26 protein-coding genes are annotated in these 25652 nt (G+C 42.8%); 23 read left to right on the top strand and 3 right to left on the bottom strand.

Going from position 1 to position 25652, the window contains the following annotated elements:
- Positions 1–345 precede the first annotated feature (345 nt).
- Both ADJ60_RS09915 and sstT read right to left on the bottom strand, forming a co-directional pair.
- Positions 346–1299 (bottom strand): aromatic acid exporter family protein, encoded by a 954-nt coding sequence (locus ADJ60_RS09915; protein ID WP_033686484.1) that lies wholly within the window; start codon positions 1297–1299, stop codon positions 346–348.
- A gap of 67 nt (positions 1300–1366) precedes the next feature.
- On the bottom strand, positions 1367–2572 hold the full coding sequence (sstT, locus tag ADJ60_RS09920; protein ID WP_049544799.1) for a serine/threonine transporter SstT: 1206 nt from the start codon (positions 2570–2572) through the stop codon (positions 1367–1369).
- A gap of 151 nt (positions 2573–2723) precedes the next feature.
- Here sstT and ADJ60_RS09925 point away from each other — a divergent pair, with 151 nt between their 5' ends.
- The 12 genes from ADJ60_RS09925 (at position 2724) to ADJ60_RS09980 (ending at position 12329) form a co-directional block, all read left to right on the top strand.
- Complete coding sequence (locus ADJ60_RS09925) at positions 2724–3284, top strand: mechanosensitive ion channel family protein (protein WP_024057615.1); 561 nt, start codon at positions 2724–2726, stop codon at positions 3282–3284.
- A gap of 57 nt (positions 3285–3341) precedes the next feature.
- On the top strand, positions 3342–4247 hold the full coding sequence (locus ADJ60_RS09930) for a magnesium transporter CorA family protein (protein ID WP_000242267.1): 906 nt from the start codon (positions 3342–3344) through the stop codon (positions 4245–4247).
- A 16-nt stretch (positions 4248–4263) separates the two neighbouring features.
- Complete coding sequence (locus ADJ60_RS09935; RefSeq protein ID WP_000234217.1) at positions 4264–4791, top strand: YqeG family HAD IIIA-type phosphatase; 528 nt, start codon at positions 4264–4266, stop codon at positions 4789–4791.
- Positions 4792–4793: 2 nt separating this feature from the next.
- Positions 4794–5900, top strand: a complete 1107-nt coding sequence (gene yqeH, locus ADJ60_RS09940; protein WP_049544800.1) for a ribosome biogenesis GTPase YqeH — start codon at positions 4794–4796, stop codon at positions 5898–5900.
- A 212-nt stretch (positions 5901–6112) separates the two neighbouring features.
- Positions 6113–6424: a ribosome assembly RNA-binding protein YhbY gene (gene yhbY / locus ADJ60_RS09945; protein ID WP_000060169.1), complete on the top strand. Its 312-nt coding sequence runs from the start codon at positions 6113–6115 to the stop codon at positions 6422–6424.
- A 50-nt stretch (positions 6425–6474) separates the two neighbouring features.
- Complete coding sequence (locus ADJ60_RS09950; protein WP_045612187.1) at positions 6475–7104, top strand: nicotinate-nucleotide adenylyltransferase; 630 nt, start codon at positions 6475–6477, stop codon at positions 7102–7104.
- On the top strand, positions 7104–7697 hold the full coding sequence (gene yqeK / locus ADJ60_RS09955; RefSeq protein ID WP_049544801.1) for a bis(5'-nucleosyl)-tetraphosphatase (symmetrical) YqeK: 594 nt from the start codon (positions 7104–7106) through the stop codon (positions 7695–7697). Before ADJ60_RS09950 ends, yqeK begins: the two co-directional genes overlap by 1 nt.
- On the top strand, positions 7698–8198 hold the full coding sequence (locus ADJ60_RS09960) for a cysteine hydrolase family protein (RefSeq protein WP_049544802.1): 501 nt from the start codon (positions 7698–7700) through the stop codon (positions 8196–8198).
- Between the two features lie 13 nt (positions 8199–8211).
- Positions 8212–8565: a ribosome silencing factor gene (gene rsfS, locus ADJ60_RS09965; RefSeq protein ID WP_049544803.1), complete on the top strand. Its 354-nt coding sequence runs from the start codon at positions 8212–8214 to the stop codon at positions 8563–8565.
- A 112-nt stretch (positions 8566–8677) separates the two neighbouring features.
- Positions 8678–9418, top strand: coding sequence for a methyltransferase domain-containing protein (locus tag ADJ60_RS09970; protein ID WP_049544836.1), 741 nt, complete (start codon positions 8678–8680; stop codon positions 9416–9418).
- A gap of 9 nt (positions 9419–9427) precedes the next feature.
- Positions 9428–10525 (top strand): nucleotidyltransferase, encoded by a 1098-nt coding sequence (locus ADJ60_RS09975; RefSeq protein ID WP_049544804.1) that lies wholly within the window; start codon positions 9428–9430, stop codon positions 10523–10525.
- A gap of 190 nt (positions 10526–10715) precedes the next feature.
- Complete coding sequence (locus ADJ60_RS09980; protein ID WP_000404934.1) at positions 10716–12329, top strand: ribonuclease Y; 1614 nt, start codon at positions 10716–10718, stop codon at positions 12327–12329.
- A gap of 70 nt (positions 12330–12399) precedes the next feature.
- Here ADJ60_RS09980 and ADJ60_RS09985 read toward each other — a convergent pair whose 3' ends face one another.
- Positions 12400–13227, bottom strand: coding sequence for a DUF4839 domain-containing protein (locus tag ADJ60_RS09985; protein WP_049500241.1), 828 nt, complete (start codon positions 13225–13227; stop codon positions 12400–12402).
- A gap of 224 nt (positions 13228–13451) precedes the next feature.
- Here ADJ60_RS09985 and gmk point away from each other — a divergent pair, with 224 nt between their 5' ends.
- The 11 genes from gmk (at position 13452) to ADJ60_RS10040 (ending at position 25645) form a co-directional block, all read left to right on the top strand.
- Complete coding sequence (gene gmk, locus ADJ60_RS09990) at positions 13452–14078, top strand: guanylate kinase (protein ID WP_000775041.1); 627 nt, start codon at positions 13452–13454, stop codon at positions 14076–14078.
- A gap of 24 nt (positions 14079–14102) precedes the next feature.
- The gene (gene rpoZ, locus ADJ60_RS09995; protein WP_000979235.1) at positions 14103–14417 is read left to right on the top strand and encodes a DNA-directed RNA polymerase subunit omega; all 315 of its coding nucleotides are present in this window, start codon (positions 14103–14105) and stop codon (positions 14415–14417) included.
- 66 nt (positions 14418–14483) lie between these two features.
- Entirely contained in the window at positions 14484–16880 is a 2397-nt protein-coding gene (locus ADJ60_RS10000) for a primosomal protein N' (protein ID WP_049544805.1), read from the top strand.
- A gap of 12 nt (positions 16881–16892) precedes the next feature.
- Positions 16893–17828, top strand: coding sequence for a methionyl-tRNA formyltransferase (gene fmt / locus ADJ60_RS10005; RefSeq protein ID WP_049544806.1), 936 nt, complete (start codon positions 16893–16895; stop codon positions 17826–17828).
- On the top strand, positions 17821–19134 hold the full coding sequence (rsmB, locus tag ADJ60_RS10010; RefSeq protein WP_049544837.1) for a 16S rRNA (cytosine(967)-C(5))-methyltransferase RsmB: 1314 nt from the start codon (positions 17821–17823) through the stop codon (positions 19132–19134). Before fmt ends, rsmB begins: the two co-directional genes overlap by 8 nt.
- A 14-nt stretch (positions 19135–19148) precedes the next feature.
- Positions 19149–19889: a Stp1/IreP family PP2C-type Ser/Thr phosphatase gene (locus tag ADJ60_RS10015; RefSeq protein WP_000406255.1), complete on the top strand. Its 741-nt coding sequence runs from the start codon at positions 19149–19151 to the stop codon at positions 19887–19889.
- A complete protein-coding gene (gene pknB / locus ADJ60_RS10020) occupies positions 19886–21787 on the top strand; it encodes a Stk1 family PASTA domain-containing Ser/Thr kinase (protein WP_049544807.1) in 1902 nt (633 codons plus the stop codon). The genes ADJ60_RS10015 and pknB overlap by 4 nt, the downstream gene beginning before the upstream one ends.
- An 88-nt stretch (positions 21788–21875) precedes the next feature.
- Positions 21876–22634: a threonine/serine exporter family protein gene (locus ADJ60_RS10025; protein ID WP_024057274.1), complete on the top strand. Its 759-nt coding sequence runs from the start codon at positions 21876–21878 to the stop codon at positions 22632–22634.
- A 1-nt stretch (position 22635) separates the two neighbouring features.
- The gene (locus tag ADJ60_RS10030; protein WP_020901615.1) at positions 22636–23085 is read left to right on the top strand and encodes a threonine/serine exporter family protein; all 450 of its coding nucleotides are present in this window, start codon (positions 22636–22638) and stop codon (positions 23083–23085) included.
- A gap of 113 nt (positions 23086–23198) precedes the next feature.
- The gene (locus ADJ60_RS10035; RefSeq protein ID WP_049544808.1) at positions 23199–24371 is read left to right on the top strand and encodes a hydroxymethylglutaryl-CoA synthase; all 1173 of its coding nucleotides are present in this window, start codon (positions 23199–23201) and stop codon (positions 24369–24371) included.
- Positions 24371–25645: a hydroxymethylglutaryl-CoA reductase, degradative gene (locus ADJ60_RS10040; RefSeq protein WP_049544809.1), complete on the top strand. Its 1275-nt coding sequence runs from the start codon at positions 24371–24373 to the stop codon at positions 25643–25645. The genes ADJ60_RS10035 and ADJ60_RS10040 overlap by 1 nt, the downstream gene beginning before the upstream one ends.
- Positions 25646–25652 lie beyond the last annotated feature (7 nt).

Genomic DNA, 25652 nt, shown 5'->3' on the forward strand with positions numbered 1-25652 from the left:
AACAATCTAAGTAACTAACGCCAAGTTTCTATGGAACTTGGCTAGGCGCTCCACTAGTAAAGTTTTATGAATAATATCGATTCGTGGGCTTTTCCGTTGTAACGGGTAGAAAGTGGCCTAGATAACTGTCTTACTAACTATGTTTGGTAAATGAAATTGATTTGTAAAACTTAGTGTCGTGGATAATAAGACAGCAAAGTATGTAGGGTTTTACCTTAGCCCTCTATAAAAAGATGTTGAATATTAGACCTTATTCATTTTACTATTAACCTTTATGGTAATAACTTACAAATAAAAGAAAACTTCAGATATTCACCTTTTGTGATTGGTCTGAAGTTTTCTTTTTTACTGTCCATATTTTTGGTAAAAATCAACTTTTACTTGGATGAAGGTTTTTGCTTCACGTAGGAGTTGAAGAAGTGTGGCACGGGTTTCAAATTCTTCTCTTGTCTTGGGTAGACTGCGGTTCCGAAAGACTTCCAGATAACGTTCAATTTCATCTAGCAAATCAGAAGCAGGATTGGTCTGGCTCAGTTGACCTGCAATTTTTGAAAAGAGTTGGGCCAAAATCAGGCTCTCACTGGCAGCTAGGTGACAGGTGTTGATTTGCTGGGCCATGTTTCGCAGGATGCGACTTTGTCGCTGTCTCATCTCAAAATAGTGAATATGGTAATCGGTCTGGTGAAAGAGGTGGTCAGAGTGATCCAAATAGACCAGTCTGAGGGCTTCTTCCAAAAGGGTGTCTAATTCTTCAACCAGTTGTGCTCGGTTGCGTCCATCCCCTCTGGATAAATAATATTTGAAGCGCTGGAGGATATCTTTTAACTTTTCTTCTACTAATGTGTGGTAATGCTGGATGTCCTCTTCTCGTGAAGGCATGTAGAGATTAACAAGCAAGGCAAATCCAGTACCGATAGCAAAGAGAAGGAATTCGTTGACTAGGAGTTCTGGAGAGGTTGACTCTTGCACCAAGAGATGGCTAACCAACACGCTACTTGGTGTGATGCCAATTTCCCAGCCCATCTTGTAGGCTAGAGGCACATAGAGGGCTAGATAGAGGCCAAGGCTCCAGATATGAAATCCGCTCAAGTGAAAAGCCAAAACACCGATAGCTAGAGCTAGAAGCATGGAAAAGAGTCGATTGCGGGCCAGTTTTAAGGTACTTCTACGAGTATCGGATAGGCTCAAGAGGGCGATGATTCCAGCCGAGACAGCTGAGGAGAGATTGAGAAAATAAGCAAGAAGGCAGGCAAGACAGGTAGCTAAGATGAGCTTGGTCGTACGTTGGCTAATAGACATAAGAATTTCCTAGTAAGTTAGAATAAAAGCGGAAAAGACAAGACCTGAGCAGGCTTGTCTTTATGAGTTATTTCTTACGGGATGCTGCGTATTCGGCAACAGCTGTGAAGAGGACATCTGTAGAAGAGTTGAGGGCTGTTTCACATGAGTCTTGAATGACACCAATCACAAATCCAACCCCAACAACTTGCATGGCAATATCGTTAGAAATACCGAAAAGGCTACAAGCAACGGGGATAAGAAGGAGGGATCCTCCAGCGATACCAGAAGCACCACAGGCTGAGATTGCTGCTACTACACTGAGTACAAAGGCTGTCGCAAAGTCAACAGGGATTCCCAAAGTATTTACTGCAGCAAGGGTCAAAACGTTAATAGTAATCGCTGCTCCGGCCATGTTGATAGTAGAACCGAGTGGGATAGAAACCGAATAGGTATCTGGATCTAGTCCAAGGTCGTGACAAAGTTTCATGTTGACAGGGATGTTCGCCGCAGAACTACGAGTAAAGAAGGCTGTAACACCGCTGACACGCAAACATTTCCAAACGAGGGGATAAGGATTTCTCTTCATAAAGAGAAAGGCAATCAATGGATTGACAACCAGAGCGACAAAGAACATAGTTGTCACCAAGAGGGCAAGCAAGATTCCGTAGTTAGCGAGGCTTCCGATTCCCTTATCAGAGATGGTTTTGAAGACAAGACCAAGGATACCAAATGGAGCTAGGTTGATAATCCATTCGACAATCTTAGAAGTCACATCAGCTATGGTTTTCAGCAATTCTTTACTATTTTTGCTGGCTTCTCTCATAGCAATCCCGAAAACAACTGCCCAGGATAGGATACCGATGTAGTTGGCTGTGACAAGGGCATTGACTGGGTTGTCAACCAGTTTGAGCAAGAGGTTGCTGAGGACTTGTCCAATCCCATCTGGTGGAGCAATATCGGTATTAGCACTATTTAGGGTAATTTCAACAGGTACGATGAAACTTGCTAGTACAGCGATAAGTGCAGCTGCAAAGGTTCCCACCAAGTAAAGGAAGATGACCGTTTTCATATTGCTATCTTGGCCCTTTTGATGTTGGGAAAGGGCGTTAGCAACGAGGGCAAAGACTAGAATAGGTGCGATGGCTTTAAGGCCACCAACAAAGAGATCTCCAAGTAAACCAATTCCTGAAATGTTAGGAAGTGTCAGTCCTAGGGTTCCTCCAATAAGCATGCCAATCAAAATCCGTTTGATTAGGCTTGCCTTATTCCAAGCATGAATGAATTTTTTCATAACAATCTCCTTTGTTGTGTAATGTTTATGATTATAGTATAAATATGAGCTAAAATCAAGAATTTTCTGTCTATTTTGGCTATTATTTTTGAATATTTATGGAGATTCATCACTTGTAAAAGTATGGTATAATAAATGAAAGGAGTTTTCTATGAAAGAATTTATTCAAACCTACCTCAATAAGCTTGATATAACAACGATTATTGAAAATATCTTAACCAAGTTAATTTCTCTGTTATTCTTATTTTTACTCTTTTATATAGCTAAGAAATTGCTCCATACCATGGTGCAGAGAATTGTCAAACCTTCTCTAAAAATGTCTCGTCATGATATCGGGCGTCAGAAAACCATCTCACGTCTGTTAGAAAATGTGTTTAATTATACCCTTTATTTCTTTTTGCTTTACTGCATTTTGTCGATTTTAGGTTTGCCAGTTTCTAGTTTGCTGGCAGGGGCTGGGATTGCTGGGGTGGCTATTGGGATGGGAGCCCAAGGCTTTCTATCTGATGTCATCAATGGCTTTTTCATCCTCTTTGAACGTCAACTGGATGTGGGAGATGAGGTCGTTTTGACAAATGGTCCTATTACCGTATCGGGCAAGGTTGTCAGTGTCGGCATTCGAACAACGCAACTCAGAGGAGAAGATCAGGTTCTGCACTTCGTTCCCAATCGGAATATCACCGTCGTCAGCAATTTCTCACGCACAGACTAGACCTGTTATTTTAAGTAATTTGTGGTACAATAGAAAGAGTTTAATAAAGGAGAAAAGATGGTTTTAGAAAAGCAGTTGGGCAATGGTTGTACCTGGATAGACCTTGATGTGGATAAGATTAAAAATATGGAAGATCTTTCTGACATCTATGGATTGGACAAGGAAACCATTGAGTATGCTCTGGATAGAAATGAACGAGCTCATATGGATTATAACCGTGAAACGGAGACGGTAACCTTTATTTATAATGTTCTTGATTTAGAAAAAGACAAAGAATATTATGAAGCGATTCCCATGACCTTTATCGTCGAAAGACAACGAATGATTACCATCAGCAACCATAAGAATGCTTATGTCATTGATCAGATGTCAGCTTATCTGGATAGCCATGAGTCGCTTTCTATTTACAAGTTTCTCTTTGCTGGTTTAGAGATTATCAGTAACGCTTATTATCCTGTCATTGAAGAGATGGATAAAAGTAAGGACGAAATTAGTGCCTTGCTACGTCAAACTACAACAAAGAAAAATCTCTTCGCCCTCTCTGACTTGGAGACTGGTATGGTTTACTTGACAGCAGCAGCAAAACAAAATCGACTCCTCTTGGAACATATCCAGGGCCATGCTCTTTATCGGAGATTTAATGATGTCGAACGAGAGCAGTTTGATGATGCAATGATTGAAGCCCATCAGTTGGTGTCTATGACAGACTTGATTTCTCAAGTCTTGCAACAACTCTCAGCTTCTTACAACAACATCCTAAACAATAACTTGAATGATAGTTTGTCAATTTTGACTATTATCTCCGTCTTACTAGCAGTACTTGCGGTTATTACAGGTTTCTTCGGAATGAATGTTCCTCTACCATTTACAGAAGAGCCAAATGCTTGGATTTATATCTTAATGACTAGCTTGATTTTATGGGTGGCCTTATCTCAATGGCTGAAGAAAATTACTAGAAAATAAAAGAAAAGGAGCCAAAATGGTGATTGAAAACTACATGCCAGACTTTGCTGTGGAAGCAGTCTATGATCTGACAGTCCCAAGCCTGCAGGCGCATGGAATCAAGGCTGTTTTGGTCGATTTGGACAATACCCTCATTGCTTGGAACAACCCTGACGGGACGCCAGAGATGAAGCAATGGCTACATGATCTTCGGGACGCGGGCATTCGCATCATTGTGGTATCAAATAACACTAAAAAACGCGTCCAACGAGCAGTTGAGAAATTTGGGATTGACTACGTTTATTGGGCTCTGAAGCCCTTCACATTTGGGATTGACCGTGCCATGAAGGAATTTCATTATGAGAAAAGTGAAGTGGTCATGGTTGGCGACCAGCTCATGACAGATATACGAGCAGCCCACCGTGCAGGCATTCGCTCGATTTTAGTCAAACCCTTGGTCCAACATGACTCGATCAAAACACAGATCAACCGAGCTCGTGAGCGCCGTGTGAAGCGAAAAATCACTGAAAAGTACGGACCGATTACATATAAAAAAGGAATTTAACTATGGAAGAAATTCTCTGTATTGGTTGTGGAGCAACCATTCAGACGACAGACAAGGATGGTCTTGGTTTTACCCCCCAGTCGGCACTTGAAAAAGGCTTGGAGACAGGCGAAGTCTATTGCCAACGTTGTTTCCGTCTCCGCCACTACAATGAAATCACTGATGTTCAGTTGACGGATGATGATTTCCTCAAGCTCTTGCACGAGGTGGGAGATAGTGATGCCCTAGTAGTCAATGTCATTGATATCTTTGACTTTAATGGCTCTGTTATCCCAGGCTTGCCACGTTTTGTATCGGGCAATGATGTCCTCTTGGTCGGAAATAAAAAAGATATCCTGCCCAAGTCAGTTAAGCCGAGCAAGATTAGCCAGTGGCTCATGGAGCGTGCCCACGAAGAAGGGCTTCGTCCTGTGGATGTCGTCCTAACTTCAGCCCAAAACAAACATGCCATTAAGGAAGTCATTGACAAAATCGAGCACTACCGTAAGGGTCGCGATGTCTATGTGGTCGGTGTAACCAACGTTGGAAAATCTACCCTAATCAATGCCATTATCCAAGAAATCACGGGTGACCAGAACGTCATTACGACTTCACGCTTCCCAGGGACAACCTTGGATAAAATTGAGATCCCGCTTGATGATGGATCTTATATCTACGATACGCCGGGAATCATCCATCGTCACCAAATGGCCCATTACTTGACGGCTAAAAATCTCAAGTATGTCAGTCCTAAAAAGGAAATCAAGCCTAAAACCTATCAGCTTAATCCTGAGCAAACCCTGTTTCTAGGCGGTCTCGGACGCTTTGACTTTATTGCAGGTGAAAAGCAAGGTTTCACAGCCTTTTTTGACAATGAACTCAAATTGCATCGTACCAAGCTAGAAGGAGCCAGTGCCTTTTATGATAAGCACCTCGGAACTCTCCTGACACCACCAAATAGCAAGGAAAAAGAAGATTTTCCTAAACTGGTTGAGCATCTATTTAACATCAAGGATAAGACAGACCTAGTCATCTCAGGCCTAGGATGGATTCGTGTAACAGGAACTGCCAAAATCGCCGTCTGGGCACCAGAAGGCGTCGCAGTCGTCGCACGAAAAGCAATTATTTAAACTAAAATCACTGAGCGAACAAAGTGAGCTCATAAAAAGATAGTTATTGCCGTGGGATCTTGCCAATCTGTAGATTGGCAAGGGGCACAATTGAGACCAAGGCTCAATTGTGAGGTCAGGAAATCCATTTTCCAAAGATGAGATCTTTGAAAAATTAGTTCCGACTGTCCCTCACCACCTAAAATAACTATCAAAAAAACAAGGAAGAAATTATGTCATTAACATCAAAACAACGTGCTTTCCTCAACAGCCAGGCACACACCCTCAAACCCATCATCCAAATCGGGAAAAATGGGCTTAACGACCAAATCAAAACCAGTGTCCGTCAGGCTCTTGACGCCCGCGAATTGATTAAAGTAACGCTCTTGCAAAACACAGATGAAAATATCCACGAAGTAGCTGAAATCTTGGAAGAAGAAATCGGTGTGGATACAGTCCAAAAAATCGGACGCATCTTGATTTTGTTTAAACAATCCAGCAAGAAAGAAAATCGCAAGATTTCTAAAAAAGTCAAAGAAATCTAAAAACATACTCCAAACAACTGTTTTTACAGAGAAATAAAGGAGACTAGCCTATGGCAATTGAACTATTGACTCCCTTTACCAAGGTAGAGTTGGAGCCAGAAATCAAGGAGAAAAAACGCAAACAAGTCGGGATTTTAGGGGGAAATTTTAACCCTGTTCACAATGCCCATCTCATTGTTGCGGACCAAGTACGGCAACAGTTGGGACTGGATCAAGTCTTGCTCATGCCTGAATACCAACCCCCTCATGTAGATAAAAAGGAAACAATCCCTGAACACCATCGTCTCAAGATGCTTGAGTTGGCTATTGAGGGGATTGAAGGACTAGCTATTGAAACCATTGAGTTGGAGCGCAAGGGTATTTCCTACACCTACGATACCATGAAGCTTCTAACTGAGAAGAATCCAGACACGGATTATTACTTTATCATCGGTGCCGACATGGTGGACTATCTGCCTAAGTGGTATAGAATTGATGAGTTAGTTGATATGGTTCAGTTTGTGGGAGTTCAGCGCCCACGCTACAAGGCTGGGACTTCTTACCCAGTTATCTGGGTGGATGTGCCTCTCATGGATATCTCGTCCAGCATGGTGCGTGACTTCCTTGCCCAAGGTCGGAAACCCAACTTTCTCCTGCCTCAGCCTGTGCTAGACTACATCGAGAAGGAGGGGCTCTACTGATGGCCTATCAAGACTATATCAACTGCTCTCGCGAGGCTTTGTTGGAAAAAATGGCAGAGCTTCTGCCTGAAAAACGCTTAACCCATTGTTTGGGTGTGGAGCGTGCAGCCATAGAACTGGCTCAGCGCTTTGGAGTCGATGTCGAGAAAGCAGGTCTTGCAGGTCTTCTTCATGACTATGCTAAGAAGCTGTCAGATCAGGAATTTCTTGAATTAATTGACCGTTATCAACTGGATTCTGACCTCAAAAACTGGGGCAATAATGTCTGGCATGGAATGGTTGGTATTTACAAAATTCAGGAAGATTTGGATTTGCATGATTCAGAAATCCTGCGAGCCATTGAAATCCATACAGTCGGAGCTGGTCAGATGACAGACCTAGACAAGGTCATCTATGTCGCAGACTATATCGAGCACAATCGTGCCTTTCCTGGAGTGGACGTGGCGCGTGAGATTGCGAGTCTATCGCTCAATAAGGCAGTGGCCTACGAAACAGCTCGTACCGTGGAGCATCTAGCTCATCAGGGATTCCCCATCTATCCCCAAACCCTTGAAACCTATAACGCATTTGTGCACTATTTGAAAGAGGACTAAATGAAGACGGCTTTTATAATCATTGATGTTCAGAATATTTTAGTGGAAACTGGGTTCCAGACAAAAAGTCTATTGGAAAAAATTTCTTATTTACAAAACCAGGCTAGAAGTAAGAATATCGAAATTATCTATGTTCAACATATTGAGAATCCTGAAGCCCAAACATCAGAAGATTGGCAGTTATCTGCGCTTTTAAATCGAAAACCTGATGAAAAGATCTTTCAGAAGAAGTATAATAGTATTTTCAAAGAAACTGGCTTAAAAGAATACTTGGATAAACAGGGGATTGAAAAATTAGTTTTATGTGGCATGCAGACAGAATATTGTGTGGATACCTCTGTCAAGGTTGCCTTTGAATATGGCTATAAGCTGATTATTCCAGAAGGTGCTGTCACAACCTTTGATGGGGATGACATTCCAGCAGAAACGATAAATGAATTTTATGAGGACATTTGGGAGGATCGCTTTGCAGATGTCCTAGATTACAAACATATTTTCTAAAAAAGAGGACTAAATGAACGAAAAAGAATTACTAGAACTAGTCGTGAAAGCGGCTGATGAGAAACGTGCGGAGGATATCCTTGCGCTTGATGTACAAGATTTGACTAGCGTGACTGACTACTTTGTTATCACTAGTTCAATGAATAGCCGTCAGTTGGACGCTATCGCTGATAATATCCGTGAAAAAGTAGCGGAAGCAGGATTTAAAGGTAGTCATGTCGAAGGCGACGCAGCTGGAGGTTGGGTCTTGCTGGATCTTGGTGCTGTTGTTGTGCATATCTTCTCAGAAGAAATGCGTGCCCACTATAACCTAGAAAAACTATGGCATGAGGCGAATTCAGTAGATATTTCAGAAGCTCTTGCTTAGAAGATGAACTCAGTTGTAGTCAACTGGGTTTTATTTGCTTATTTTAGAAGAAAATGGATAGAAAGGTAAAGAGCGAGTGGTGTTTGCCCTGGAGGCTCTTGGTATCATGATTATGGCAACTTATGAAACCTTTGCGGCTGTTTATGATGCAGTGATGGATGATAGTTTATACGATAAATGGACGGATTTTTCGCTGCGTCATTTGCCTAAGACCAAGGAGAGAAAGAAACTCTTGGAATTGGCTTGTGGGACAGGAATTCAGTCTGTGCGCTTTTCTCAGGCAGGTTTTGATGTGACTGGACTTGATTTGAGTGGGGATATGTTGAAGATTGCTGAGAAGAGAGCTTCTTCAGCCAAACAAAAGATTGATTTTATCGAAGGCAATATGCTGGATTTGTCCCAGGCAGGTCAATATGATTTTGTCACTTGTTATTCGGACTCAATCTGCTACATGCAGGATGAGGTGGAAGTCGGGGACGTCTTTAAGGAAGTCTATAATGCCCTCAATGAGGACGGGGTCTTTATCTTTGATGTGCATTCCACCTACCAGACAGATGAAGTTTTTCCAGGCTATTCCTACCATGAAAATGCGGAAGATTTTGCCATGCTCTGGGATACTTATGAGGATGCAGCACCTCACTCCATCGTCCATGAGCTGACTTTCTTTATCAAGGAGGCGGACGGTTCCTTTAGTCGCCACGATGAAGTGCACGAGGAGCGGACCTATGAAGTCTTGACCTATGATATTTTGCTGGAACAGGCTGGATTCAAGTCCTTCAAACTCTATGCGGATTTTGAGGACAAGGAGCCAACAGAAACCAGCACCCGTTGGTTTTTTGTGGCGCAGAAGTAGGAGATCACTATGACCATCACAGGTATTATCGCGGAGTTTAATCCTTTTCATAATGGGCATAAATACCTGCTTGAGCAGGCAGAGGGGCTGAAAATCGTAGCCATGTCTGGAAATTTCATGCAGCGTGGAGAGCCTGCTATTGTGGATAAGTGGGCACGGGCCCAGATGGCACTGGAAAATGGCGCAGACTTGATAGTGGAATTGCCCTTTTTAGTCAGTGTTCAGGCGGCGGATTTCTTTGGCCAAGGAGCTGTGGATATCTTGGTTCGGCTGGGTATTGATAACCTCGCTTTTGGGACAGAAGAAATTTTGGATTATCAAAAAATCGCTGACTTATACACAGAGCGGGGTGCTGAGATGGATCAATTTGTGGAAAATCTGCCTAATTCCCTTTCCTATCCCCAGAAAACCCAAGCCATGTGGAAGGAATTTGCTGGTCTTGATTTTTCTGACAATACGCCCAATCATGTTCTTGCTCTTGCTTATACCAAGGCAGTTGCAGGACGAAATATCAAGCTGCATCCGATTCAGCGTCAGGGGGCGGGTTACCATTCTGTGGATAAGGATGTGGACTTTGCCTCGGCTACAGCCCTGCGTCAGCACCATTCAGACCAAGATTTCTTAGAACGCTTTATGCCTTCTGTTTCCCTCTTTGAGCAGGCCAGTAAGGTGAGATGGGAAGACTATTTTCCCTTGCTCCATTATCAAATCTTGTCAAATCCCGACCTAACCACCATCTATCAGGTCAATCAGGAAATGGCAGTGCGCATTAAAGAGGCTATTAAAACAGCCCAATCTCTGAAAGACTTGGTTGAGGTGGTTTCCACCAAACGCTACACCAAGGCGCGTGTCAGACGTCTCTTGACCTATATCTTGGTGCAGGCTAGAGAAAATGACTTGCCAGAAGCCATTCATGTTCTTGGTTTTACCGAAAAAGGCAGGCAACACCTCAAGTCCTTGAAAGATCAGGTCAGTCTAGTCAGCCGAATTGGCAAAGAGCCTTGGGATGTCATGACTCAAAAGGCAGACCAGATTTACCAACTAGGAAATCCAAGTATAGCAGAACAGAATTTTGGAAGAGTACCGATTAGAATAGAAACAAACTAAGTTTACTGAAATGTAGGCTTTTTCTCAAATCTCTACTAAACTACTGTTTCTAAACAAGAAGTTTATTTTAGCAAATGTGTTTTAATTTACCCAAAACATATTCTATTTTAGGTTTGTGAAAATCACTTTTTTATGGTAGAATGTAAAAGAATGTATGTCATTCGGAATAACAATAAAATGAGGTAAAAACATGGAAATCATGTCGCTTGCGATTGCTGTTTTTGCCGTCATCATTGGTTTAGTCATTGGATATGTCAGCATCTCAGCTAAGATGAAATCATCTCAGGAAGCTGCAGAGTTGATGCTTTTAAATGCTGAACAAGAAGCAACTAATTTACGTGGACAAGCTGAACGTGAAGCCGATTTACTTGTTAATGAAGCCAAACGTGAAAGCAAGTCTCTTAAAAAAGAAGCACTATTGGAGGCCAAAGAAGAAGCCAGAAAATACCGTGAAGAAGTGGACGCTGAATTCAAATCAGAACGTCAAGAACTCAAACAAATCGAAAGTCGTTTGACCGAGAGAGCTACTAGCCTCGACCGTAAGGACGATAATTTGACGAGTAAAGAACAAACACTTGAACAAAAAGAACAAAGTATTTCTGATAGAGCGAAAAACCTTGATGCGCGTGAAGAGCAATTAGAGGAAGTCGAAAGACAAAAAGAAGCAGAGTTAGAGCGTATTGGTGCTCTGTCTCAGGCAGAAGCACGAGATATTATCTTGGCTCAGACAGAGGAAAACTTGACCAAGGAGATTGCCAGCCGCATTCGTGAAGCTGAGCAAGAGGTCAAGGAACGTTCTGACAAAATGGCCAAGGACATCTTGGTTCAAGCTATGCAACGTATCGCTGGTGAATATGTAGCAGAGTCAACAAACTCAACAGTTCATCTGCCAGACGATACTATGAAGGGACGCATTATTGGTCGTGAAGGTCGTAACATTCGTACCTTTGAAAGTTTGACAGGGGTTGATGTCATTATCGACGATACACCAGAAGTGGTGACCTTGTCAGGATTTGACCCGATTCGTCGCGAGATTGCTCGTATGACTATGGAAATGTTGCTCAAGGATGGTCGTATCCACCCAGCTCGTATCGAAGAGTTGGTTGAGAAAAACCGTCAAGAGATTGATAATAAGATCCGTGAATATGGTGAGGCAGCAGCCTATGAGATTGGTGCGCCAAACCTTCATCCAGACTTGATGAAGATTATGGGACGTTTGCAGTTCCGTACTTCTTATGGACAAAATGTCTTGCGTCATTCGATTGAGGTGGCTAAGTTGGCTGGTATCATGGCGAGCGAGCTTGGTGAAAATGCAGCTCTTGCCCGTCGTGCAGGATTCCTTCACGATATCGGGAAAGCCATTGACCGCGAGGTTGAAGGTAGCCACGTTGAAATTGGTATGGAATTGGCTCGTAAGTACAAGGAGCATCCAGTTGTGGTGAATACGATTGCTAGTCACCACGGAGATGTTGAAGCTGAGAGCGTCATTGCAGTTATCGTCGCTGCAGCAGATGCCTTGAGCGCAGCTCGGCCAGGTGCTCGTAGTGAGTCTCTTGAAAGCTACATCAAGCGTCTCCATGATTTGGAAGAAATTGCTAACGGCTTTGAAGGAGTACAAAATAGCTTTGCCCTTCAAGCAGGACGTGAAATCCGCATCATGGTCAATCCAGGACAAATCAAGGACGACAAAGTCACAATCTTGGCTCACAAAGTTCGTGAGAAAATTGAAAACAATCTCGATTACCCAGGAAATATCAAGGTAACCGTGATTCGTGAACTTCGTGCAGTAGATTATGCTAAATAATAAAAAACTGAAGTCAGAAGAGAATCTGACTTCAGTTTTTTGAATAAATTATTTGAAATAATTCGTTATATTATCGAGGCGAAACCTCAATTGGAGATAGGTAGACTAAATCTTGAGTGGAGTTATAGTTTCCAATTTGTGCCTTTATATGTACATTTTGGCCTTTAGAAATATTTTCGCCATTAAAAGAGTTGAAAGCGGCGTTAGAAACTGTTGTTATATTTACAAATTTAAAGTTTGGTCCCGAAGGTGCTTGTTCTGCTCCTAAGTAATTTCCGCCATAAATAAGCATATCGAATTTTGTTTTGTAATTTTTATAGTGTGCAATATCTGCTATGTGTCCATCAAATTCGATGACTTGACCTTTATATTTTTGAATAAAATTTGTTATGGTGCTTGAGTCATCAGTTTGCAATAGTGCTTTAAATTCCTCATTGTTTTCAGTTGTGATGACAGCTGATTGGGATGGACTTGTTGACGAGGTTTCGGTCGAGCTTGATGTGGTGTTAGTTGAACTAGAGGAAGCAGGCGTCGAACTTGATGATGTAGAGGATGATTCACTAGTTTTCTCGACAGATTTTTCAATAACGCTACTAGTTTCTGTAGATGAAGGGTGAGAAACAGTAGTTGACTTATCTGAGTATAATCCAATTATAACTGATATAAGAATCATAAATATTGCAACAGCACCGATTAAATATGGAATTAATTTTTTTACCTTCAATTCCAGTGGGCTTAATGGTGTGATTTCAACCTCAGCTTCTTTTTCAAAAAAACCAAAAATTCCGGCATTTCCATGATCAATAATATTGATTTTGACTTCACTTTTTTTGAGATTAAGTTCAGATAAGCCATTTTCAATCGCTTCATCAACATTTTTTCCTTTATAATTTCCCATAAACTTCTCCTTTTTATATTAGTAGTTTTATTATCTCTTAAATAGAATAAAAAGGCAAGTATATTTTAAGGGGATACCTTGTATAAATCTAAATAAATAAGAAAGAGCAGTTGAAAAATTACTGCTTTTTTGTTACACTAGATAGAAAGACTGTAAAGGATAATCTGGCTTTTTGTCATTATTCTAGAGAAATGTTATTTCACAGACTGACTAAAGGAGACACAATGGCAGACCGAGGCTTACTAATCGTTTTTTCTGGTCCTTCAGGGGTTGGAAAAGGAACGGTTAGAAGAGAGATTTTTGAGAGTTCTGAAAACCAATTTCAATACTCTGTATCGATGACGACACGCGCACAACGTCCTGGAGAAGTGGATGGTGTTGACTATTTCTTCCGTACTCGCGAAGAGTTTGAAGAGCTGATTCGTCAAGGACAGATGTTGGAATACGCAGAATATGTCGGCAACTACTATGGAACTCCTCTGACCTATGTCAATGAAACCTTGGACAAGGGAATCGATGTTTTCCTTGAAATTGAAGTTCAAGGCGCTCTTCAGGTCAAGAAAAAGGTTCCAGATGCTGTCTTTATCTTCCTGACACCACCAGATTTGGATGAATTACAAGACCGCTTGGTAGGTCGTGGAACAGATAGTGCAGAAGTGATTGCCCAACGAATCGAAAAAGCCAAGGAAGAAATTGCGCTTATGCGTGAGTATGATTATGCGATTGTCAACGATCAGGTGCCCCTAGCTGCTGAGCGTGTCAAACGTGTGATCGAAGCAGAGCATTTCCGTGTGGATCGTGTCATTGGTCACTATCAGGAGATGTTACCGAAATCTCCAACTACCCGATAAAATTTAGAAAATAGGTACAAGCAAATGATGTTAAAACCCTCTATTGATACCTTGCTCGACAAGGTTCCTTCAAAATATTCACTCGTAATCTTGGAAGCAAAACGTGCTCACGAATTGGAAGCAGGTGCGCCAGCAACTCAAGGTTTCAAATCTGAAAAATCAACTCTTCGCGCTTTAGAAGAAATCGAATCAGGAAACGTTACAATTCACCCAGATCCAGAAGGAAAACGTGAAGCAGTGCGTCGCCGTATCGAAGAAGAAAAACGCCGCAAAGAAGAAGAAGAAAAGAAAATCAAAGAGCAAATCGCTAAAGAAAAAGAAGATGGTGAAAAAATTTAAGGTTGGGGGGACTCAATCTTATTTTTTCTATTTGAAAGAATGTACTGACAAGGAGGAGGTGAGAAGATGACCCTAGCTAAGATTATCGTAGATGTGCCCTTGATGCAGACGGACCAGCCCTATAGTTATAGGATTCCGGAGGAATTTGAGGGAATGTTGGAAGTTGGAATGCGGGTACATGTGCCCTTTGGTAAGGGTAATCGTCTGATTCAAGGGATTGTTCTTGATTTAGATTCTCAATCAGCTGAAGAAGAGATAGAGCAAGATTTAAAAGATATTGTCGAGGTGTTGGATTTTTCTCCTGTTCTTACGCAAGAACAACTCTGGCTTGCTGAGGAGTTACGCAAGTCCGTCTTCTCCTACAAGATCTCCATCCTCAAGGCTATGTTACCGGGATTTCTGAACTCCAGCTATGACAAGATTCTTTATCCTCTGGCAGGTCTGAGTCAGGCAGACAAAGAGCGCTTGTTTGGTTCAGAAGATTCGCTAGCCTTTTCTTCTCTAGATTTAGGTAAGCAAGCTGAAATGATGCGTTTGACTAGAAAAGGCCTGCTTGGTCTAGAATATCAGGCGATTGATCAAAAGAAGGTCAAGACCCAGTCTTGGTATGAGGTCAATCTTGCTCAATTAGAAGTTGTCGATATTTCTGCACGTGCCAAGAAAAAGTTGGAATTGAGAGACTATTTACTGTCTCATCCTGAGAGTGCTTCCTTGGCCAGTTTGTTAGAGTCCTACTCGCGGGAGCAAGTCAACTTCTTTGTAGAACAAGGTGCTGTTACAATAGTCAAAAAGGAAGTCCAACGCTCGGCTGCTTATTTTGAAGGAATTGAAGCAAGTCAGCCTTTGGAATTGAATCCAGAGCAAAGGCAGGCGCGTGATGCGGTTGTCAGTTCTATTGGCAGTCATCAGCCTCCCTTCCTCCTTCAAGGGATTACAGGAAGTGGGAAGACCGAGGTCTACTTGCAGATTATCCAAGGAGCTTTGGGCAAGGGCAAGACAGCTATTTTGCTGGTGCCTGAGATTTCCCTGACTCCACAGATGACGGAGCGTTTTATTGCTCGTTTTGGTGAGAAAGTGGCCATTCTTCACTCAGGCTTATCCAATGGTGAAAAGTATGATGAATGGCGCAAGGTCGAGCGTGGAGACGCTCAAGTTGTTGTTGGCGCCAGATCTGCCATCTTTGCTCCGCTGAAAAATCTGGGTGTTATGATTATTGATGAGGAACATGAAGCGACTTATAAGCAAGACAGTAATCCCCGCTACCATGCCAGAGAGGTGGCTATTTTACGGGCCCAATACAATCAAGCAGCCCTAGTGCTTGGGTCTGCAACGCCGAGCTTAGAGAGCCGGGCGCGTGCTGGAAAAGGCGTCTATCAACACTTATGTCTAACCCAACGTGCCAATCCTCAGGCCACTATTCCCAAGGTTCAAGTGATTGATTTTCGGGACTATATCGGACAAAACGAGACGTCAAACTTTACGCCACCCTTGCTAGAAGCTATTCAAGACCGTCTAGCTAAAAAAGAGCAGGTGGTTCTCATGCTCAATCGCCGTGGTTATTCTAGCTTTGTCATGTGTCGGGAGTGTGGAACTGTGGATACTTGTCCCAACTGTGATATATCCTTGACCTTGCACATGGATACCAAGACCATGAACTGCCATTATTGTGGTTTTTCGAAGGATATTCCTCAGGTATGTCCTAACTGTAATAGTCGAAGTATTCGTTACTATGGGACGGGGACACAGAAGGCTTGTGACGAGCTGGCAGAACTCTTTCCCCAAGCCCGTATTTTGCGGATGGATGTGGACACGACTCGTAAGAAAGGTAGTCACCAAGCTCTTCTTGACCAGTTTGGACGAGGAGAAGCAGATATTTTACTAGGTACTCAGATGATTGCCAAGGGATTGGATTTTCCCAATGTGACTTTGGTCGGAGTTCTAAATGCCGATACAGCCTTGAATCTGCCTGATTTCCGTTCTTCTGAGAGAACCTTCCAGCTCTTGACTCAGGTGGCAGGTCGGGCAGGACGGGCTGAAAAAGCAGGTCAGGTCTTGATCCAGTCCTATAATCCTCAGCACTATGCTATTCGATTTGCCAAGGAGCAGGATTACGAAGGCTTTTATGCCTATGAAATGGGTATTAGACGACAACTAGGTTATCCGCCTTACTATTTCACCATTGGCATTACCCTTTCTCACAAGAAAGAAGAAGAGGTTGTCAAACGTGCTTATGAAGTTATGAACATTTTGCGGTCAGGTTTGTCTGAAACCAGTAACATCCTTGGACCGACGCCAAAACCCATTGCCCGTACCCACAACCTCTATCATTACCAGATTTTGATTAAATACCGTTTAGAAGATGAGCTAAGTCCGACTCTCAACCAGGTCTTGGCCTTGACTCAAGAACGGGAAAATAGTGAGCTCCGTCTCAGCATTGACCATGAGCCGCAGCAATTTTTATAAGAAGGAGAAGATATGACAAAATTAATCTTTATGGGGACACCCGACTTTTCAGCAACAGTTTTAAAAGGGCTTTTGACAGATGACCGTTACGAAATTCTAGCCGTTGTGACCCAGCCAGACCGTGCTGTCGGTCGTAAAAAAGTTATCCAAGAAACCCCAGTCAAGCAGGCTGCCAAGGAAGCAGGTCTTCCTATCTACCAACCTGAAAAATTATCTGGAAGTCCAGAGATGGAAGAGATTATGCAGCTAGGAGCGGATGGAATTGTGACCGCTGCTTTTGGGCAGTTTCTCCCAAGTAAACTCCTTGATAGCATGGACTTTGCGGTCAATGTTCACGCTTCCCTTCTTCCCAAACACCGTGGTGGTGCGCCTATCCATTATGCCTTGATTCAAGGAGATGAGGAAGCTGGTGTGACCATTATGGAGATGGTTAAGGAAATGGATGCAGGGGATATGATTTCTCGTCGTAGTATTCCGATTATGGATGAGGACAATGTCGGCACCTTGTTTGAGAAATTGGCGCTAGTTGGTCGTGATTTGCTTTTGGATACTTTGCCTGCCTATATTGCTGGGGAGATTAAACCTGAACCACAGGATCCAAGTCAGGTTACTTTCTCGCCAAACATCAAGCCAGAGGAAGAAAAATTGGATTGGAATAAAAGCAATCGTCAACTCTTTAACCAAATCCGTGGGATGAATCCGTGGCCTGTTGCCCATACTTTCCTTAAGGGCGACCGCTTTAAGATTTATGAAGCTTTAGCAGTAGAAGGTCAGGGAAATCCAGGTGAGATCCTATCTATTGGTAAGAAAGAATTGATTGTCGCAACGGCAGAAGGGGCTCTATCCCTCAAACAAGTGCAGCCAGCTGGTAAACCTAAGATGGACATTGCTTCCTTCCTCAATGGAGTTGGACGTACATTGACTGTAGGAGAACGATTTGGTGACTAAAGTAGAAACGGCTAGAAGTTTAGCCCTAGCAGTATTAGAGGATGTTTTTATCAATCAAGCATACTCAAATATCGCCTTAAATAAGCATCTCAAGGGAAGTCAACTTTCAGCAGCGGACAAGGGTTTGGTGACCGAGCTGGTCTATGGAACGGTAACCCGTAAACTCACCTTGGAATGGTACCTATCCCACTTTATCGAAGACAGAGACCAGTTAGATAGTTGGCTTTATGTCCTTCTTCTCATGAGTGCCTACCAGCTCCGCTATTTGAACAAGATTCCAGACCATGCTGTGGTCAATGAAGCAGTAGAATTGGCCAAAGTCCGTAAAAAAGGCAGTGAAAAATTGGTCAACGCCGTCCTTCGCCGTATTCTGCGTGAGGGTTGGCCAGATATTGCTAGCATCAAGCGAAAAAACAAGCGTGATTCCGTTGCCTATTCTCTCCCAGTTTGGCTAGTTGCCAAACTCAAGGAAGAATACGGAGAAGAGCGAGCGCAAGCTATCTTTGAAAGCCTTTTGGTGCGCAACAAGGCCAGTATTCGTGTGACTGATTTAAGCCGAAAAGAAGAAATCCAAGTCTTGTTGGAGGGTAGTGATTCACATTTGTCTTCTTCTGGTCTGGTCAAGGAGCAAGGGCATTTTGCAGGCCATGATTTGTTTGTGGAGGGAGCTATTACCATTCAAGACGAGTCCAGTCAGCTTGTTGCTCCGACGCTTGATTTACAAGGTGATGAGCAGGTTCTAGATGCCTGTGCGGCTCCGGGTGGAAAAACAGCCCATATAGCCTCTTATCTCACGACAGGTCAGGTTACTGCTCTGGACTTGTATGACCACAAGTTGGACTTAATCCAAGAAAATGCCCAACGTCTGGGTGTGGCGGATCGGGTTCAAACGCAAAAATTGGATGCCAGAAAGGTACATGAGTTTTTTGGTCAGGATTCTTTTGATAAGATTTTGGTAGATGCTCCCTGTTCAGGAATTGGTCTTCTGCGTCGAAAACCAGACATCAAATACAATAAAGAAACGGCAGATTTCGCGTCCTTGCAGGAAATTCAGCTAGAAATATTAGGTAGTGTTTGTCAAACACTACGCAAAGGTGGTATAATAACTTATAGTACCTGTACTATTGTCTCAGAGGAGAACTTTCAAGTCGTACAGGCATTTTTAGAAAGTCATCCTGAATTTGAGCAGGTAACACTAGAACATGAATGTAATGATATCATGAAAGATGGCTGTATCCTCATTACACCTGAATTGTATGGAAGTGATGGATTCTTCATCAGTCAATTTCGTAAGATATCGGATTAGGAAGGAACTAACACATGGAAATTTCATTATTAACAGATGTTGGTCAGAAACGAACAAATAACCAAGACTATGTCAACCACTATGTCAATAGAGCTGGACGTACCATGATTATCCTAGCTGATGGTATGGGAGGTCATCGTGCGGGGAATATCGCTAGTGAGATGGCGGTAACAGACCTAGGTGTAGCTTGGGTAGATACTCAAATCGATACGGTTAATGAAGTACGTGAATGGTTTGCCAACAACCTTGAGATTGAAAATCAAAAGATTAACCAATTGGGACAAGATGAAGCTTATAAAGGAATGGGAACAACCCTCGAGGCTGTTGCTATTATTGGCAATCAGGCTATCTATGCCCACATTGGGGATTCTCGTATCGGTTTGATTCGTGGAGAAGAATACCACCAGTTAACAAGCGACCATTCTTTGGTCAATGAATTGCTCAAGGCTGGTCAATTGACACCTGAAGAAGCAGCTAGCCACCCACAGAAAAATATTATTACCCAGTCAATTGGTCAAAAAGACGAAATTCAGCCTGATTTTGGAATGATTACCCTTGCGACAGGAGATTATCTCCTACTTAATAGCGATGGATTAACCAACATGATTTCAGGCAGTGAGATTTGTGATATTGTAACCAGTGATATTCCTTTGGCAGATAAAACAGCGACGCTCGTGCGTTTTGCTAACAATGCAGGAGGTTTAGACAATATTACGGTTGCCCTTGTTTCTATGAACGAGGAGGATGAAGAATGATCCAAATCGGCAAGATTTTTGCCGGGCGGTATCGAATTATCAAACAAATTGGTCGAGGAGGCATGGCAGATGTATACTTGGCCAAGGATTTGATTCTAGACGGGGAAGAAGTGGCAGTAAAGGTCCTGAGGACCAACTACCAAACAGATCCCATTGCAGTGGCTCGTTTTCAGCGTGAAGCGAGAGCCATGGCAGATCTGGACCATCCTCATATCGTTCGGATTACAGATATTGGTGAGGAAGACGGTCAACAGTACTTAGCTATGGAGTACGTAGCAGGACTTGACCTCAAGCGCTATATCAAGGAACATCACCCTCTTTCAAATGAAGAAGCGGTCCGAATCATGGGACAAATCCTCTTGGCTATGCGCTTAGCTCATACTAGAGGCATTGTTCACCGTGATTTGAAACCTCAAAATATCCTCTTGACACCAGATGGGACTGCCAAGGTCACAGACTTTGGGATTGCGGTAGCCTTTGCAGAGACGAGTCTGACTCAGACCAACTCTATGCTTGGTTCGGTTCACTACTTGTCACCAGAGCAGGCGCGTGGTTCTAAAGCGACTGTACAGAGTGATATCTATGCCATGGGGATCATCTTTTATGAGATGTTGACAGGACATATCCCTTACGATGGGGATAGTGCAGTGACCATCGCCCTCCAGCATTTCCAGAAACCATTGCCATCGGTTATAGCTGAGAATCCATCTGTGCCTCAGGCTTTAGAGAATGTTGTCATCAAGGCAACTGCCAAGAAATTGACAGATCGTTATCAGTCAGTTGCAGAGATGTATGTGGACTTGTCTAGTAGTTTGTCTTATAATCGTCGCAATGAGCCTAAATTGGTGTTTAATGATACCACTAAGGCTGACACCAAGACTCTTCCTAAAGTTCCACAAAGTACCTTGACTTCGATTCCTAAGGTGCAAACACAAAGTCCAAAGCCACAGACTGCGAAGCCGAGTCAGCAGGCTTCAGAGGACAATTACGCAACCAAGCCTGTTAAGAAACGGAAATTTAGAGTTCGCTATATGATTTTGTTGGCCAGCATTGTATTGGTGGCAGCTTCTCTTATTTGGATACTATCCAGAACTCCTGCAACCATTGCCATTCCAAATGTGGCAGGCCAGACGGTTGCGGAAGCTAAAGAAGCGCTTAAGAAAGCCAATTTTGAGGTTGGTGAAGAAAAAACAGAGGCTAGTGATAAGGTTGAAGAAGGTCGTGTTATTCGTACCGATCCTGACGCTGGTACAACACGCAAAGAAGGAACAAAAATTAATTTGATTGTGTCTTCTGGTCAGCAATCCTTCCAACTTGGAAATTATCTCGGAAGAAAGTCCAGTGATGTCGTGGCAGAATTGAAGGGTAAGAAGGTTCCAGAAAATCTAATTAAGATTGAGGAAGAAGAATCCAACGAAATCGAAGCCGGTACAATCATGAAACAAAGTTTACCGGAGGGAACAACCTATGATCTTAGCAAGGCAACTCAAATAGTTTTGACAGTCGCTAAGAAGGTAAATTCTATTTCAATGCCAAGCTATATTGGTTCTAGTCGAGAATTTGCAGTCAATAATCTTACAGAGATATATGACATTAAAAAAGCTAATATCGAAGTTGTAGAAGTGTCTAAAGCTCCTGAAGGAACTGCTGAGGGGACTGTTGTAGAGCAAAGTCCAAAAGCAGGTGAAAAGGTTGATTTGACTAAGACGCGTGTCAAGATTTCAATCTACAAACCAAAAACACCGCCGTCAACGTCATCATCAGCACCAGCCCAACGTGGAAACCAAGGTTCTACTACAACACCAAGTCAGGGGAACCAACAAGGAAATCAACGAGAGAATGCACCTGCTACTACTCAATCAAGTAGTGAAGGAAACCACGAAAATTCTCGTGATTAAACGAATCTTTGTCATGATTTCATGGCAAAGATTTTTTTTGACTCCAGATTTGTGATAGAATAGAGGGAGTTGATAAAAGGAGGAACGCATGGAAGAATCAAGAGAATTAAATGCCGTCATCGATGTGATTATGTTAGCAGGAACCATTCTCCTTAAAAGTGGTTCAGAGATTCATCGTGTAGAAGATACCATGATTCGTATTGCGCATTCGCAGGGAATTTTGGATTGCAATGTTCTTGCCATGCCTGCCGCAATCTTTTTCTCCATTGAAAATACCAATATTTCACGAATGAAACGCGTGACTTCCTCTTCTTATAACATCGAAAAAGTCTGCGATGTGAATCAGATTTCTCGTCAGTTGGTAGGGGGAAAGCTGGATTTAGAGACGGCCTTCAAGCAATTGACGGCCTTGCAAGCTCAACCTCTTCCCTATACTAAGTTGCAGGTAACTTTGGCTGCGACCTTTAGCGCCCCTTTCTTTTCAATTATGTTTAGTGGAAATATCTACGATGCACTTGGGGCAGGAGTGGCTACCTTATTTGGTTTTGCATTTTCCCTTTATGTGGAAAAATTTATCCGAATTCCTTTTGTGACGGCCTTTGCTGGAGCCTTTGTATTTGGGATGATTGCCCAGTTTTGGGCTCGCTACACAGGCTTTCCTTCAACGGCAGATTTGATTATAGCTGGCGCGGTCATGCCTTTTGTACCAGGAATTGCCTTGACCAATGCGGTTCGTGATATTATGACCAACCACATAAACTCTGGTATGAGTAAGATGTTTGAATCCCTGCTCATTACCCTTGCTTTAGGGGCAGGAACTTCTGTCGCCTTGGTATTGATGAATTAATATGACACTAACAACCTTTTTATTACAAGCAGTAGCAAGTCTTCTTGCTATCATCACTTTTTTAATCGTACTCAATGTGCAACGTTCTATGCTCTTACCAGGAGGAATTTTGGGCATGGCTGTCTGGCTAATTTATCTTTTGCTCAAGGAACCGACCAATGTTATTGTGGCTACTTTTATTGCAGCCATTATCGGTTCTTGTGTCAGCCAGATTTTAAGTATTCTTTATAAGACACCTGCTGTGGTCTTTATCTTGGCCATCTTGGCACCTCTGGTTCCGGGTTATCTCTCCTATCGGACAACTGCCTTTTTTGTGACGGGAGATTACAGTCATGCCATTGCTAGTGCAACCTTAGTTGTTATGTTGGCTTTGGTGATTTCCATTGGAATGGCTAGTGGAACAGTGATTCTCAGACTTTATTCTCACTTACGAAAACAGCATAATGGTTAGAATAATAAGGGACTTGATTTGGTGAATCAAGTCTTTTTTCTCTCTTTTACTGCTATTTGTGATAAAATAGTATAGAACGATTTTTTACAATGAATGATAAAACAGAGGTAAATATGACAATCGGTATTGATAAGATTGGTTTTGCGACCAGTCAATATGTCTTGAAATTACAAGACTTAGCAGAAGCGAGGGGAATTGACCCTGAAAAATTAAGTAAAGGACTCTTACTCAAGGAATTGAGTATTGCGCCTCTAACTGAGGATATCGTGACCTTGGCAGCCAGTGCAAGTGATTCTATTTTAACTGAGCAAGAAAGAGCAGAAATTGATATGGTCATTGTGGCTACTGAGTCAGGAATTGACCAGAGTAAAGCTGCGGCCGTCTTTGTACATGGTTTGCTGGGCATCCAGCCCTTTGCTCGTAGTTTTGAGATTAAAGAAGCCTGCTATGGAGCGACAGCGGCCCTTCATTATGCCAAATTGCATGTGGAAAATTCTCCAGAGTCCAAAGTTTTAGTTATTGCCAGTGATATTGCCAAATATGGTATTGAAACACCTGGAGAACCCACTCAGGGTGCTGGAAGTGTGGCCATGTTGATTACACAGAATCCACGCATTATGGCCTTTAATAACGACAATGTGGCTCAGACTCGTGACATCATGGATTTCTGGCGTCCAAATTACTCAACAACTCCTTATGTAAATGGTGTCTATTCTACCCAGCAATACTTGGATAGTTTGAAAACGACTTGGCTTGAATATCAAAAACGCTACCAGCTTACTTTGGATGATTTTGCAGCTGTTTGCTTCCACTTGCCTTATCCTAAATTAGCACTAAAAGGCTTGAAAAAAATCATGGATAAGAGCCTGCCTCAAGAGAAAAAAGACCTCTTGCAAAACCATTTTGACCAGTCTATTCTATACAGTCAAAAGGTGGGGAATATCTACACAGGTTCACTTTTCCTTGGACTCTTGTCTCTCTTGGAAAATACAGATAGCTTGAAGGCTGGCGATAAAATCGCCCTTTATAGTTACGGAAGTGGTGCCGTGGCTGAGTTCTTTAGTGGCGAATTGGTTGAAGGATATGAAGCTTATCTGGATAAAGACCGTTTGAACAAGCTCAACCAACGAACTGCCCTGTCTGTTGCTGACTATGAAAAAGTCTTCTTTGAGGAAGTAGACTTAGATGAAACAAATTCTGCCCAGTTTGCTGGCTATGAAAATCAAGATTTTGCCTTGGTTGAAATTGTTGATCACCAACGCCGTTATAGCAAGGTTGAAAAATAATGAAGATAAGTTGGAATGGATTTTCTAAAAAATCATACCAAGAGCGCCTCGAGCTGTTAAAAGCTCAGGCGCTCCTTAGTCCTGAGAGACAAGCGAGTCTGGAGCAGGATGAACAGATTAGTGTGACTGTGGCAGACCAGCTGAGTGAGAATGTGGTGGGAACTTTTTCTCTGCCTTATTCACTGGTCCCAGAGGTCCTCGTTAACGGTCAGGAATACACAGTTCCCTATGTGACAGAAGAACCGTCCGTGGTTGCTGCGGCCAGCTATGCAAGTAAAATCATCAAGCGAGCAGGTGGCTTTACTGCTCAAGTGCATGAGCGTCAGATGATTGGACAGGTAGCCCTTTATCAAGTTGCTGAACCTGAACAAGCTCAAGAGAAGATTGCCAGCAAGAAGGCTGAGCTCTTGGAGCTTGCCAATCAAGCCTATCCTTCCATCGTTAAACGTGGAGGCGGGGCGCGTGATTTGCATGTCGAGCAGATAAAAGGCGAAACAGACTTTCTCGTTGTTTATCTTCATGTCGATACCCAGGAAGCCATGGGAGCCAATATGCTCAACACCATGCTGGAAGCCTTGAAACCAGTCTTAGAAGAACTCAGCCAGGGACAGAGTCTCATGGGAATCCTGTCTAATTACGCGACCGATTCTCTGGTGACAGCAAGCTGTCGCATCGCCTTTCGCTACTTGAGCCGCCAAAAGGATCAAGGACGAGAGATTGCGGAGAAAATAGCCTTGGCTAGTCAGTTTGCGCAGGCTGATCCTTACCGAGCCACTACCCACAATAAAGGGATTTTTAACGGTATTGATGCCATTTTGATTGCCACTGGTAATGACTGGCGTGCCATCGAAGCCGGGGCTCATGCCTTTGCCAGTCGAGATGGACATTACCAAGGTCTTAGTCAATGGACGCTGGACTTTGAAAGAGAAGAATTGGTCGGTGAGATGACCCTGCCCATGCCTGTAGCGACCAAGGGTGGGTCTATCGGCCTCAACCCTCGTGTATCCCTCAGTCATGAGCTACTGGGAAATCCTTCTGCCAAAGAATTAGCCCAGATTATCGTGTCTATAGGACTTGCCCAAAACTTTGCAGCCCTTAAAGCTCTTGTCAGCACAGGAATTCAGCATGGACACATGAAACTTCAAGCGAAGTCACTAGCCCTCCTTGCAGGAGCCACAGAGGCTGAAGTGCCTAAGTTGGTAGAATGCTTGATTGCTGAAAAAACTTTTAATTTAGAAAAAGCCCAAACACTTTTGAAAAAATTTAGATTATAAGAAAAAA

It is taken from the genome of Streptococcus pseudopneumoniae, from assembly GCF_001076775.1.
Lineage (GTDB): Bacteria > Bacillota > Bacilli > Lactobacillales > Streptococcaceae > Streptococcus > Streptococcus pseudopneumoniae_G.

Bases quoted from the DNA above. Each gene is read 5' to 3' on its own strand.
- ADJ60_RS09915 (WP_033686484.1), bottom strand. From the start codon at position 1,299: ATGTCTATTAGCCAACGTACGACCAAGCTCATCTTAGCTACCTGTCTT.
- fmt (WP_049544806.1), top strand. From the start codon at position 16,893: ATGACAAAATTAATCTTTATGGGGACACCCGACTTTTCAGCAACAGTT.
- ADJ60_RS10035 (WP_049544808.1), top strand. From the start codon at position 23,199: ATGACAATCGGTATTGATAAGATTGGTTTTGCGACCAGTCAATATGTC.
- yhbY (WP_000060169.1), top strand. From the start codon at position 6,113: ATGTCATTAACATCAAAACAACGTGCTTTCCTCAACAGCCAGGCACAC.
- pknB (WP_049544807.1), top strand. From the start codon at position 19,886: ATGATCCAAATCGGCAAGATTTTTGCCGGGCGGTATCGAATTATCAAA.
- ADJ60_RS09960 (WP_049544802.1), top strand. From the start codon at position 7,698: ATGAAGACGGCTTTTATAATCATTGATGTTCAGAATATTTTAGTGGAA.
- ADJ60_RS09935 (WP_000234217.1), top strand. From the start codon at position 4,264: ATGGTGATTGAAAACTACATGCCAGACTTTGCTGTGGAAGCAGTCTAT.
- ADJ60_RS09970 (WP_049544836.1), top strand. From the start codon at position 8,678: ATGGCAACTTATGAAACCTTTGCGGCTGTTTATGATGCAGTGATGGAT.
- ADJ60_RS09975 (WP_049544804.1), top strand. From the start codon at position 9,428: ATGACCATCACAGGTATTATCGCGGAGTTTAATCCTTTTCATAATGGG.
- yqeH (WP_049544800.1), top strand. From the start codon at position 4,794: ATGGAAGAAATTCTCTGTATTGGTTGTGGAGCAACCATTCAGACGACA.
- ADJ60_RS09925 (WP_024057615.1), top strand. From the start codon at position 2,724: ATGAAAGAATTTATTCAAACCTACCTCAATAAGCTTGATATAACAACG.
- ADJ60_RS09985 (WP_049500241.1), bottom strand. From the start codon at position 13,227: ATGGGAAATTATAAAGGAAAAAATGTTGATGAAGCGATTGAAAATGGC.
- ADJ60_RS09950 (WP_045612187.1), top strand. From the start codon at position 6,475: ATGGCAATTGAACTATTGACTCCCTTTACCAAGGTAGAGTTGGAGCCA.
- ADJ60_RS09980 (WP_000404934.1), top strand. From the start codon at position 10,716: ATGGAAATCATGTCGCTTGCGATTGCTGTTTTTGCCGTCATCATTGGT.
- sstT (WP_049544799.1), bottom strand. From the start codon at position 2,572: ATGAAAAAATTCATTCATGCTTGGAATAAGGCAAGCCTAATCAAACGG.
- gmk (WP_000775041.1), top strand. From the start codon at position 13,452: ATGGCAGACCGAGGCTTACTAATCGTTTTTTCTGGTCCTTCAGGGGTT.
- ADJ60_RS10030 (WP_020901615.1), top strand. From the start codon at position 22,636: ATGACACTAACAACCTTTTTATTACAAGCAGTAGCAAGTCTTCTTGCT.
- ADJ60_RS10015 (WP_000406255.1), top strand. From the start codon at position 19,149: ATGGAAATTTCATTATTAACAGATGTTGGTCAGAAACGAACAAATAAC.
- ADJ60_RS10025 (WP_024057274.1), top strand. From the start codon at position 21,876: ATGGAAGAATCAAGAGAATTAAATGCCGTCATCGATGTGATTATGTTA.
- rpoZ (WP_000979235.1), top strand. From the start codon at position 14,103: ATGATGTTAAAACCCTCTATTGATACCTTGCTCGACAAGGTTCCTTCA.
- yqeK (WP_049544801.1), top strand. From the start codon at position 7,104: ATGGCCTATCAAGACTATATCAACTGCTCTCGCGAGGCTTTGTTGGAA.
- ADJ60_RS09930 (WP_000242267.1), top strand. From the start codon at position 3,342: ATGGTTTTAGAAAAGCAGTTGGGCAATGGTTGTACCTGGATAGACCTT.
- ADJ60_RS10040 (WP_049544809.1), top strand. From the start codon at position 24,371: ATGAAGATAAGTTGGAATGGATTTTCTAAAAAATCATACCAAGAGCGC.
- ADJ60_RS10000 (WP_049544805.1), top strand. From the start codon at position 14,484: ATGACCCTAGCTAAGATTATCGTAGATGTGCCCTTGATGCAGACGGAC.
- rsfS (WP_049544803.1), top strand. From the start codon at position 8,212: ATGAACGAAAAAGAATTACTAGAACTAGTCGTGAAAGCGGCTGATGAG.